10 protein-coding genes are annotated in these 10,827 nt (G+C 72.2%); 4 read left to right on the top strand and 6 right to left on the bottom strand.

Annotated features, from left to right (window positions below; translation table 11 throughout):
- Positions 1 to 83 precede the first annotated feature (83 nt).
- Genes gatC through gatB form a run of 4 tightly spaced genes read left to right on the top strand, consistent with a single transcriptional unit; the run spans position 84 to position 3,659 of the window.
- On the top strand, positions 84 to 383 hold the full coding sequence (gene gatC / locus AB8Z75_RS23795; protein ID WP_369205232.1) for an Asp-tRNA(Asn)/Glu-tRNA(Gln) amidotransferase subunit GatC: 300 nt from the start codon (positions 84 to 86) through the stop codon (positions 381 to 383).
- Between the two features lie 5 nt (positions 384 to 388).
- On the top strand, positions 389 to 1,885 hold the full coding sequence (gene gatA / locus AB8Z75_RS23790; protein ID WP_369205230.1) for an Asp-tRNA(Asn)/Glu-tRNA(Gln) amidotransferase subunit GatA: 1,497 nt from the start codon (positions 389 to 391) through the stop codon (positions 1,883 to 1,885).
- A complete protein-coding gene (locus AB8Z75_RS23785) occupies positions 1,882 to 2,124 on the top strand; it encodes a hypothetical protein (RefSeq protein ID WP_114024073.1) in 243 nt (80 codons plus the stop codon). The genes gatA and AB8Z75_RS23785 overlap by 4 nt, the downstream gene beginning before the upstream one ends.
- Positions 2,125 to 2,150: 26 nt before the next feature.
- Entirely contained in the window at positions 2,151 to 3,659 is a 1,509-nt protein-coding gene (gene gatB, locus AB8Z75_RS23780) for an Asp-tRNA(Asn)/Glu-tRNA(Gln) amidotransferase subunit GatB (RefSeq protein ID WP_369205228.1), read from the top strand.
- A gap of 232 nt (positions 3,660 to 3,891) precedes the next feature.
- Here gatB and AB8Z75_RS23775 read toward each other — a convergent pair whose 3' ends face one another.
- The 6 genes from AB8Z75_RS23775 to AB8Z75_RS23750 form a co-directional block, all read right to left on the bottom strand.
- Positions 3,892 to 4,854, bottom strand: a complete 963-nt coding sequence (locus AB8Z75_RS23775) for an MBL fold metallo-hydrolase (protein ID WP_369205227.1) — start codon at positions 4,852 to 4,854, stop codon at positions 3,892 to 3,894.
- A 57-nt stretch (positions 4,855 to 4,911) separates the two neighbouring features.
- The gene (locus tag AB8Z75_RS23770) at positions 4,912 to 5,577 is read right to left on the bottom strand and encodes a GAF and ANTAR domain-containing protein (RefSeq protein WP_369205236.1); all 666 of its coding nucleotides are present in this window, start codon (positions 5,575 to 5,577) and stop codon (positions 4,912 to 4,914) included.
- Between the two features lie 261 nt (positions 5,578 to 5,838).
- Positions 5,839 to 6,594 carry an AIM24 family protein gene (locus AB8Z75_RS23765; RefSeq protein ID WP_369205225.1) on the bottom strand — a complete coding sequence of 252 codons (756 nt, stop codon included), beginning with the start codon at positions 6,592 to 6,594 and terminating at the stop codon, positions 5,839 to 5,841.
- Between the two features lie 18 nt (positions 6,595 to 6,612).
- On the bottom strand, positions 6,613 to 7,299 hold the full coding sequence (locus tag AB8Z75_RS23760) for an AIM24 family protein (RefSeq protein WP_369205223.1): 687 nt from the start codon (positions 7,297 to 7,299) through the stop codon (positions 6,613 to 6,615).
- Between the two features lie 13 nt (positions 7,300 to 7,312).
- Positions 7,313 to 9,169 (bottom strand): TerD family protein, encoded by a 1,857-nt coding sequence (locus AB8Z75_RS23755; protein ID WP_369205221.1) that lies wholly within the window; start codon positions 9,167 to 9,169, stop codon positions 7,313 to 7,315.
- 162 nt (positions 9,170 to 9,331) lie between these two features.
- A complete protein-coding gene (locus AB8Z75_RS23750) occupies positions 9,332 to 10,765 on the bottom strand; it encodes a M81 family metallopeptidase (RefSeq protein WP_369205234.1) in 1,434 nt (477 codons plus the stop codon).
- Between the last annotated feature and the right edge of the window lie 62 nt (positions 10,766 to 10,827).

Genomic DNA, 10,827 nt, shown 5'->3' with positions numbered 1-10,827 from the left:
GCCGGGGAGGGAACCGGCAGGGGCGCGGGCCCCATAGGATTGGGGCGGACAATCCGCAACTCACCCATCAAGAGGACCGCCGCATGCCTGGCATCTCACGCGAGGAGGTCGCCCACCTCGCGAAGCTGGCGCGTCTGGAGCTGAAGGACGAAGAGCTCGATCACTTCGCCGGTCAGCTCGACGACATCATCGGCGCGGTAGCCGCCGTCTCCGAAGTCGCCGACGACGCCGCCGTACCGCCGACCTCCCACCCGCTCCCGCTGACGAACGTCATGCGGCAGGACGAGGTCCGTCCGTCGCTGACCCCGCAGCAGGCGCTTTCCGGAGCGCCTGCGCAGGAGCAGCAGCGTTTCAAGGTGCCGCAGATCCTGGGGGAGGAGTGACCGGGATGGCCGGTGAACTGATCAAGCTGACCGCCGCCGAGCTGGCGGCGAGGATCGCGCGTGGCGAGCTGACCGCCCTCGAGGTGACCGAGGCGCACCTGGCCCGGATCGAGGCCGTGGACGAGAAGGTCAACGCGTTCCTCCACGTGGACAGGGAGGGCGCGCTGGCGCAGGCCCGCGAGGTGGACGCCAAGCGGGAGCGCGGCGAGAAGCTGGGCCCGCTGGCGGGTGTGCCGCTGGCGCTGAAGGACCTGTTCACCACCGAGGGTGTGCCGACGACCGCGGGGTCGAAGATCCTCCAGGGCTGGGTGCCGCCGTACGACGCGACGGTCACCAAGCGGCTCAAGGACGCCGATGTCGTGATCATCGGCAAGACCAACATGGACGAGTTCGCCATGGGGTCCTCGACGGAGAACAGCGCCTACGGGCCGACGGGCAACCCGTGGGACCTGACCCGTATCCCGGGTGGGTCCGGTGGCGGCTCGGCCGCCTCGCTCGCGGCGTACGAGGCGCCGCTGGCGATCGGTACGGACACCGGTGGCTCCATCCGCCAGCCGGCGGCCGTGACCGGGACGGTCGGTGTGAAGCCGACCTACGGCGGCGTCTCCCGCTACGGCATGGTCGCCTTCTCCTCGTCGCTCGACCAGGGCGGCCCGTGCGCCCGTACGGTGCTGGACGCGGCGCTGCTGCACAGCGTGATCGCGGGCCACGACGAGAAGGACTCGACGTCCATCGCGCAGCCGGTCCCGGACGTGGTGGAGGCCGCGCGGAACGGCGAGGTGAAGGGCCTGCGGGTCGGCGTCGTCAAGGAGTTCCGCGGCGAGGGCTACCAGGCCGGGGTGATGCAGCGGTTCGACGAGGCGGTCGCGTTGCTGCGTGAGCTCGGCGCCGAGGTGGTGGAGCTGTCCTGCCCGTCGTTCACCAAGGCGCTGGCGGCCTACTACCTGATCGCGCCGTCGGAGTGCTCCTCGAACCTGGCCCGGTTCGACGCCATGCGGTACGGGATGCGCACCGGCGACGACGGTACGCACTCGGCGGAGGAGGTCACCGCGCTGACCCGCGAGGCGGGCTTCGGTGACGAGGTCAAGCGGCGCGTGATGCTGGGCACCTACGCGCTCAGCTCCGGCTACTACGACGCGTACTACGGGTCGGCGCAGAAGGTCCGCACGCTGATCACGCGGGACTTCGAGAAGGCGTTCGAGCAGGTGGACGTCGTGGTCTCGCCGACCACGCCGACCACCGCCTTCCCGATCGGGGAGCGCGCCGACGACCCGATGGCGATGTACCTCGCCGACCTGTGCACCATCCCGTCCAACCTGGCGGGCAACTCCGCCATGTCGATCCCGTGCGGTCTCGCGCCGGAGGACGGGCTGCCCGTGGGGCTGCAGATCATCGCCCCCGCCATGGCCGATGACAGGCTCTACCGTGTCGGTGCGGCCGTGGAGGCCGCCTACCAGGCACGTTGGGGTCACCCGCTGCTAGAGGAGGCACCGTCGCTGTGAGTTCGAAGCTTGAGAAGGCCAAGGGTTTCAAGAAGTCCAGGACCGGGCTGTACTTCTCCATCGCCACGTCGCTCATCGGTGTCCCCGGCACCGTCAAGCGCGCCAAGGAGGCGAAGAAGGAGGGGGACACGCTGCAGCTCATCGACGTGGCGGTCTCCGCGGCCGGCATCGTCACCGGCGTCGTGCTGCTCGTGCGTGAGCTGCGCCGCCTCGACGTCGACGACATCCTCGACGACTGACGCGGGCAAGAAAGGTTAAGTTTTCCGTGACCGTCACCGAACTGGTGTCGTACGACGAGGCGCTGGCCTCCTACGACCCCGTCATGGGCCTCGAGGTCCACGTCGAGCTCGGCACCAGGACCAAGATGTTCTGCGGCTGCTCGACCGAGCTGGGCGCCGAGGCGAACAGCCAGGTGTGCCCCACCTGTCTCGGCCTGCCCGGCGCGCTGCCCGTCGTCAACAGGACCGGCGTCGAGTCGGCCATCCGCATCGGCCTCGCGCTGAACTGCTCCATCGCCGACTGGTGCCGCTTCGCCCGGAAGAACTACTTCTATCCGGACATGCCGAAGAACTTCCAGACCTCCCAGTACGACGAGCCGATCGCCTTCGACGGCTATCTGGACGTCCAGCTGGAGGACGGCGAGGTCTTCCGCGTCGAGATCGAGCGCGCCCACATGGAGGAGGACACCGGCAAGTCCACCCACGTGGGCGGGGCCACCGGGCGCATCCACGGCGCCTCGCACTCGCTGCTCGACTACAACAGGGCCGGCATCCCGCTCATCGAGATCGTCACCAAGCCCATCCAGGGCGCCGGTGAACGCGCCCCCGAGGTCGCCAAGGCCTACGTCGCCGAGCTGCGCGAGCTGATCAAGGCGCTGGGTGTCTCCGACGCCCGCATGGAGATGGGCCAGATGCGCTGCGACGTCAACCTCTCGCTGCGCCCCAAGGGCGTCGAGAAGTTCGGCACCCGCAGCGAGACGAAGAACGTCAACTCGCTGCGCAGCGTCGAGCGTGCGGCCAGGTTCGAGATCCAGCGGCACGCCGCCGTGCTCTCGTCCGGCGGCACCATCATCCAGGAGACCCGCCACTTCCACGAGGAGGACGGCTCCACCACCTCGGGCCGGGTCAAGGAGGAGGCGGAGGACTACCGCTACTTCCCCGAGCCCGACCTGGTGCCCGTCGCGCCCTCGCGCGAGTGGGTCGAGGAACTGCGCGGCACGCTGCCCGAGCTGCCGCGGGTGCGCCGGATGCGACTGCGCGAGGAGTGGGGCATCTCCGAGCACGAGATGCAGTCGGTCCTCAACGCCGGTGCGGTGGACCCGATCGTCGCCACCGTGGACGCGGGCGCGCCCGCCGACCAGGCCCGCAAGTGGTGGATGGGCGAGCTGGCGCGCCGCGCCAACGAGGACGGCGTCGAGCTGACCGCCCTGCCCATCACGCCCGAGCAGGTCGCCCGGATCTGCGCGCTGGTCGCCGAGGGCTCGCTCAACGACAAGCTGGCCCGGCAGACCATCGAGGGCGTGCTGGCGGGTGAGGGCACCCCGGACGAGGTCGTCGACAAGCGCGGCCTGGCCGTCGTCTCCGACGAGGGGGCGCTCGGCGCCGCCGTGGACGAGGCGATCGCGGGCAACCCGGACGTCGCCGAGAAGATCCGCGGTGGCAAGGTCCAGGCCGCCGGCGCCCTGGTGGGCGCCGTCATGAAGGCGACGCGCGGCCAGGCGGACGCCGGCCGCGCCCGCCAGATGATCCTGGAGCGGCTCGGCGTGGAGGGCTGACCTCCACGCCGCGACGCCGGCGGCGCCCCGCGGGGGGCGCCGCGCCACGGTCGCACGAGGGCCCGGCGGTCGGTGACCGCCGGGCCCTTGCTGTGGCCGGGCGGTCTCGGGTCTGGTCCTTGCTGTGGCGGGGCGGCTTGGAGCCCGGGGCCTCGCCGTGCCGGTGCTGCGGCGCCGGAACCCGGACCTCCCGGCAGGTGCGCCGCCCGGGGCCCCGTACAGGTCCCGTGTGTCAGGCGCGCTCCGCCGCGAACGCCGCCACGTCCACCATGACCTCGGTGAGGGGGCGCGGCGGTGTGCCGTCCAGGTGGCGGTATTCCGAACCGATGGTCACGACCAGGCGTTCCGTCAGGGCGAGTTCGGGCCGGCGGGCCTCGTCGGCCACCTTGCGGGCCGCGTCGAGTGCGGAGACGCCCCGCGCGTGCAGGGTGTGCGCGCGCTCGCGGAGGTGACCGAGGTAGTCGATGTGGGCGCGCAGGCCGCCGGGGTCCAGCACGGGGCCGTGACCGGGGACGATGGTCTCGGCGCCGGTGGCCAGCACCTGCTCGCACGCGTCGATGACGTTGGCGAGCGGCCCCGCCCAGTGGATCGCGTGGTCGCCGGGCGACTCGGGGGTCGTACCGAAGACGATGTCGCCGGTGAAGACCACGCCGTGCTCGGGCAGGTGGACCGTCATGTCCCCCGCGGTGTGCGCGGGCGGCAGGCTGGTCAGCACGACAGGGTGCGTGCCGACGGTCAGCTCCAGTTCGCCCTCGAACACCGTGGTGGGCGCCACGACCCGGGTGGCCGACCAGTCGAAGTGGCCGAAGTGCCGGGCGAGGTAGGAGCCCAGGGGCGAGTCGCCCGCCGCCTCGATCAGGCCGCGCAGTTGCTGCGGGGTCGGTTCGATCTCGAGGTGGTGGCGCGCCTCACGCGTCGCGATCACCTCGGCGCCGGGCAGCACGTCGGCGCCCCACAGGTGGTCGCCGTTGGCGTGCGTGACGGCTATGCGCCCGATCCGGGCGTCGCCCAGGACCCTCTGGGACGCGGCGAGGAACGCCTCGGCCATCGGCCGGTCGTAGGGCGTGTCGATCCACAGGCCTTCCGACGCGCCGGCGACCAGCCCGCAGTTGGCCAGTCCCCAACCGCGTCGCGGAGGGTTCCACAGGTAGAGGCCGTCACCGAGGGTACGGAGGTTCGAAGGAGTGAGCGCCATGGGGCCGATTATGCCGTCGGCCCTCTCGGCGGCTGCGACCGCGGCTCGGTCGAGAGGTCAGCTGTCCATCGCGCCGGGGATCTCTCCCGTCTCGGCGACCGTGCGGGCGATCTCGCGCAGTTTCACGTTCTGCGTCTGTGAGCTCTCCTTCAGGACGGTGAACGCCTGCTGGGCGGGTATGGAGTACCGCTCCATGAGAATGCCCATGGCCGCGCCGATGTCGTGCCGGGAGGCCATGGCCGTCTCCAGTTGCGCGTGGCTGCGGGCGCTGGAGAAGGCGACGGCCGCGTGGGAGGCCAGCAGCCAGCCGATGTGCTCGGAGCGCTCGGTGAAAGCGCCGGGATCTGGCGAGTACATGTTCAGCGCCCCGAGGTTGTCGTCCTCGGTGTACAGGCAGAAGCCCATGATGCTGCCGACACCCAGTTCCCGGGCGCGCGGCACGTACCGGGCCCAGCGCTCCTCCTCGCGGGTGACGTCCTCGATCCGGTAGACCTCGTGCGCGGTCCGTGCCGCGTCGAAACAGGGGCCCTCGCCGACCTCCTCCTGCAGCGCGTCGGAGGTGTGCACCAGGTCACTGTTGGCGGCCAGGGTGCGCACCCGTTTGCCGCCCTCGACCACCAGCACGCCCGCGTCCTGGCAGCCGTCCACCAGCTCCACCGCGTGCGCCACGATGCGGTCGAGCGTCTTGTCCACCGAGGTCTGCGCCAGCAGGTCCCGTGCCATGTCCGCCAGCCGTGTGGCCAGCTCCGCGTCCGCCTGCGTCAAAGCCCGTCGCCTCCCACACCGCTCGGCCGTTCCGCAAGAAGCACGCTACCCCCGGCGGATGTGTGCGGCCCACTTCGCGGTGCGGCGACCGGAAGGACCGGGTTCGTTCCGGGGCCGGGGGGGCGTTCCGGGGCCGGCGGGCTGCGGACGCGACGACGGCTGCCCTCGCCGGGTGGCGAGGGCAGCCGTCGTGGTGGCGCCGGTGCCACCGGCACCGGTCTACCGGTTGGTGAAGATGTTGCCCTGGTTCTGGCCGTGGGCACCCTGCGCGCCCATGCCGTACTGGGCGCGCAGCCCGCCGCCGATCTCGGCGCCCTGCGGCGGCAGGAGCTCGCTGGGCTGGACGAGCGCGTAGCCCTGGCCCAGGAAGGAGAGCTCCCAGCCCTCGCCGGTGCTGCCGCGGCGGCGCCAGACCCCCTGCGAGGAGGTCTGGGCCTGCATCTGGACGCGCAGGCCGCTGGACCAGGCGACGACCGCGTCGGAGTCGGCGTTGACGTAGGTGTCCGGGGTGACGTTCAGCAGCAGCGGCTGGCCCGAGGTCATCAGCGCGACCCTGCCGGAGCCCGTGATGTTGAGGTTGTAGGCGCCGGTGCCCGAGATGCCGAACTGGCTGTCCACGGAGATGATCTCGTGGTGGAGCGTGGAGTCCATGGCCAGGACGTAGGCGGCGTCCACGGTGAGGCCGTCGTGGTCGACGTCGACCACGTGGACGTACTGCGCCAGGTTGGCCAGGAACACCGTGCCCTGACCGGAGCAGCGCATCAGCGGAAGCTGTTCGCGGGCCGGGCTGCGGCGCCCGCCGCCGCCCCGGTACTCGGCGTCGAACTCCAGCAGCCCCTGGTAGGCGACCATGGCGCCCTGGCGGGCCAGCACGTCGTCGTGCCCGGTCAGCTGGACCCGCAGCAGCTGCGGGTTCTGCACGGCGTACCGGTCCTCGGTCTGGATCTCGGCGTAGCCGAAGAGTGAGCTCTGCACGGCTGTTCTCCTTCCCCCTCAGCCCCGGATCCGGATGCGGTCCGTGCTGTCCTCGTTCGGCTGGACGACGACGAAGCCCTGGCCCGAGAAGGCGATCTGGTAGGCCTCACCGCTGCCGCGGCCGATGAGAGCGCTCGCCTTCATGCTGCGCTTGCCCTTCATCTTCAGGCCGCTGGACCAGGCCACGAGCGCGTCCGGGTCGACGTACGTCTCGTCCTCGCCGCGCCCGCAGTCGACGACGACGGGCGTGCCGCGCGAGGTCAAAGCGACCCATCCCGTGCCGCGGACCCCTACGTTGAACAGACCCTGACCGGCGAACTTGGCCAGCCCCTTGACCCGCTCGACGCCCCACTGGAGGTGGGCGTCGAAGGCGAGGAGGTTGGTGCCGTTGACCGACAGCGACTCCTCGTTGAGGTTGAGGCAGACCACGTCGGCGCCGTAGTCGGCCAGGTAGAGCAGGCCGTCGCCGCGGCAGAGCATCAGCGGGTTCTGCTCGCCGGTCAGCCACTGGGACGCCATCTGGCGGACGGCGGGCGGATTGGCCTCGTACTGGACGAAGCCCTCGTAGGCGACCATCGAGCCGGGACGCGCGAACAGGTCCTGGCCCGACTGCATGGCGACCTTCACCATCTGGGCGCCGTGGTTCTGCATCCTGGCCGCCACGGGGGCGGGCGCGAAGCCCGCGAGTGCTGCTGGCTGGTTCATGACGGGCTCCCCCTCAGACCTCGTACGGCTGGACGACGATGAAGTTGCCGGGCGCGCCCCGGAACTGGAGGTTCACGGTCTCCCCGCTGTGCCCCGGATAGGCGTTGCGGCGTAGCCGCACCTGGCTGGAAATGATCACCTGGGCCGCCGCGGACCAGGCCACCACGGCCTGCGCGTCGGCGAACGTCGTGGGCGTGACCGGCAGGACGACGGGTGTGCCCTGCGTCTTGACGACGACGGTCCCGGTGCCGGTGAACTGCATGGTGAACAGCGCGCCGCCGGGGATGCCGTGGCCCTCGATCCGGCGCACCTCGTGGTGCAGCGACTCGTCGAAGGCGAGCACGTTCTCGGCGGAGACGCAGAGCGAGTCGCCCTGGAGCTCCACCGGGTGCACGTGTGCCGCGTTCTCGGCGAAGAAGACCTGGCCGCGGCCACTGCACCGCATCAGTTGCATCTCCTGGCCGGTCGCGTTGCCGACCACGCGCCCGGTGAATCCCGCGCCCTTGTAGGAGAAGTCGACCTTGCCCTGGTAGAGCACCATGCTGCCCTGCTTGGCGAGCACGGGCTGGCCGTCGACGCCGATGTCGGCGCGGACGAGGGACGGGTTCTGCAGCGTCCAGCGCTGACCGGTCGGCACCTCGTGGAACTTCTGGAGCGCCGCGCCGATGCCGGCGGCCGGGCCCTGCGGGATCTGCGGTGCCTGGCCGCCGCCGAAGCCGCCGGCGCCCGGCGGCTGCTGCGGGGCGAACGGGTTGGACAGCTGCTGGCCTCCGGGCGGTCCGGGCGGGCCGGGCGGCCCCGGCTGCACAGGCGCCTGCGGGGCTCCGTACTGCTGGGGAGCCTGAGGGGCCTGGGGCGCTTGCGGGGCCTGGGGCATGCCGGGGGCGCCGCCGTACTGCTGCCCTCCGGGCGGCGGCCCGGGCTGCTGCGGCGGAGGCGGTGCCTGGCTGCCGTGCTGCGGCTGGAAGGGCGAGGGAGCGACCACGGTGGGCGCGCCGTGCACGTCCGGCGTCGGCGGCTGCGGAGCCTGYGGCTGCTGGGGCGCCGGGGGCTGCTGGGCGGCCTGCGGCTGAGGCTGTGCCGGGGCCGGGGCCGGGGCCGACGGGTGTGGCGCCTGCGGTGCCTGCTGCTGTGCCGGGGCCGGAGCCTGGGGCGCCGGAGGCTGCTGCTGTGCGGGCTGCGGCTGCTGCGGAGCCGGCGCCTGGGGTGACTGCGGGGCCGCTCCGGGCGGCGGCGCGAAGCCGGGCGCGGGCTGCTGCGGTGCCGCAGCGCCGCCCCCGGGCGGCGCGAAACCGGGCACACCCTGGTCAGGGGCGGCCTGCTGCCCCTGCCCCTGCTCCTCGGCGACCTCACCGCCGAAGTTCTTCAGCAGCGCGTCCAGCCCGCCGTCGAAGCCCTGGCCGATCGCGGCGAACCGCCAGATGTCGTTCTTGCGGTAGATGTCTCCCAGCATCACCGCCCGCTCGGTGCTGAACTCCGAGCCGTCGAAGGCGTACCGTGCCACTTCCTCGCCGCCCGCGACGATGCGGATGTACCCGGGCCCGACCTGCGACATCTGCCCCGCGCCGTCGAGCGCCGCCGTGAAGGAGAGCCGCTGCACCTGCTGGGGTATGTGCTCCAGGGTGACCCGGAAGGACTCGGTGTCCCCGGCCTGCGCGCCGAGCAGTTGGAGCGACTCCTCGGGCGACTTGGGCTGGTTGAAGAAGATGAAGTAGCGGTCGTCGGAGAGCTGCTCCTGCTCGTCCAGCCCGAAACAGCTGATGTCGAAGGAGAGTCCCCCGCCGGCGATCTGCACGCCCACGTACAGATCGGTGCCCGCCGTCAGATCACTGATCTTGGCCTTGTGGCCGCGCTGCAATTCCCTGGGCATACCTGAACGACCGTCCCCCATCCCGTGGTGGTGCGTGCTGCGGGCCATGCGGCCGCCTTCCGGCTGTCCTTGTGCCCGGTCGTCACGTCCGGGCGGGACAGTTCCCACAGGCTAACGGGTGCCGCGGGCCCGGGGCCCTGGGCAGGGTGTCACGGCTGCGTCTCACAACAGCACCGGCGCCGTCTCCGGATCCTCGAACCCCTCGTCGTCGAACGGGTACAGCGGGCGGGCCACGTGGTGGTGGCCGAGCCGGAGCAGGTCCTGGTCCACGCCGCCGGGGGTCAGGGCGAGGAGCCAGTCCGCGGCCATGTCGTACAGCTCCGGCTCCAGGTAGCCGATCTTGACGACGACGAGGTCGTACGCGCGCGGGTCGAGTTCGCCGAAGTCCGCCCTGGTGTGGAACGGGGTGCGGCGCTCGGTGAGGACGGCGGTGACGCCGCCGCGGCGCACGGCTGCGGCCCGCACCCCGCCGAGCGTCTGCAACGAGACGACCCGTCCGCTCAGTTCGCAGGGCTCGGCGTGGGCTCCGCTGCCCGCGCTCACGTGCCCGCCGACCTTCAGCGCCACCTCGGCGCCGGTGCCCGCGGCGAAGCAGGCGGCCACGGCGGCGGGGTCGTGGATGCCCGGATGCAGGGCGGTGACGCGGCCCGACGCCAGGTCCTCGTTGGCGAGCAGCCTCCCCAGCATGTACGCCAGGTCACCGGCGCCGCCGGCTGTCGGGTTGTCACCGGAGTCGCTGATGAGGAAGGGGCGCGCGGTGGAGGCCACCGCCGCGGCGACGCACTCGTCCGCCTGTCCGGTGGGTCCGACGAAGGTGAAGTCGTGCCGCGCCTCCCAGTAGCGCCGGGCCAGGCTCCCGGCCTGCTCCAGCGCCAGGTCGGCGTCGTCCCCGGTGACGACGACGGCGGCCCGGCAGCGCGGCTCGTCCGCCCACGCGTAGCCCACCCAGACCGCGGCGTCGCAGATCCCGTCCATCGCCTCGATGCCGGCGAGTGAGCCGTAGAGCGACTTCGCGGGCTCCAGCCGGGTGCTGGTCTTCTCGCCGGGCAGCAGGACGGGCACCTGGACCCAGGCGCGGTGCGGCCGGCCCGCGCCGGTGGCCAGGCGCTCGACGAGTTTGCGGGCGGCGCGCTCGCGGGTCTCCCAGGCGTCCTCGTGCGGGGCGAGCCGGTGCGCGGTCAGCAGGTCGAGGTGGCGGGCGAAGTCGTGGGAGACGTTGCCGTGCAGGTCCATCGCAGCGGAGAGCAGCGCGTCGGGTCCGGCCGCCTCGCGGACGGCGGCGGTCAGCTCGGCCTCGGCGTCGGTGAGCCCGACGACGCTCATGGCGCCGTGGATGTCGTAGACGAGACCGTCCAGCGGGGCGGCGTCGCGGATGCGGTCGGTGAGCTCGTCGCGGATGCGCTCGAAGGTCTCCCGCACCACGGGCCCGCCCGGCAGGGCCACCGCGTGGACCAGCGGCACCCACTCCACCAGGGGCGCCATCGCGTCGTCGGGGCGCGTCCAGGTGTAGCGGGCGAGCAGGTCCGCGCCGCGGGTGACGCGGAAGTCCTCGTAGGAGGAGCGGTGGGGGCAGAACTCGCTGGACTCGATCGCCATGCCGCCGATGCCGATGCGCAGCCTGCGGCGCGGGCCACCGGCGCCGGCGGGGCCGGGGAGGG

Source organism: Streptomyces sp. PU-14G, assembly GCF_041028275.1.
Classification (GTDB): Bacteria; Actinomycetota; Actinomycetes; order Streptomycetales; family Streptomycetaceae; genus Streptomyces.
Note: the sequence above shows the minus strand (reverse complement) of the source record. Positions and strands in the feature narration are given on the sequence as shown.